Annotated in this window: 1 protein-coding gene; it reads right to left on the bottom strand. The window is 27.3% G+C overall.

Annotated features, from left to right (window positions below; translation table 11 throughout):
• Nucleotides 1-264: DUF2634 domain-containing protein (locus Q3287_RS19600; RefSeq protein ID WP_407964693.1), on the bottom strand; the 264-nt coding region annotated here is incomplete at both ends.

Raw genomic sequence — 264 nt, forward strand, 5'->3', positions numbered from 1 at the left:
TATATTTTCATCATCTATTGTTAGTACATCAAATTCATAATTAACAAGCCTACTATTTTCAAGCCAATTGAATATAAAATTACTCACTTCTTTTGTATATGGATGAACTAAAATAGTTTCTTTTATTAACCTAGATATTTCAAGTTCTTTAGCACTTTGAGATAGGTTACTAGCAATTAAGTCTTTTATTTCACTTCCATATACACTAGAATAAGCTGACCGTTTGTATCTAGGTGTTAATATAGCTTTTTGACACCATTGTTT

The sequence above is a fragment of the Clostridioides sp. GD02404 genome, assembly GCF_045898275.1.
Taxonomy (GTDB): Bacteria; Bacillota; Clostridia; order Peptostreptococcales; family Peptostreptococcaceae; genus Clostridioides; species Clostridioides difficile_A.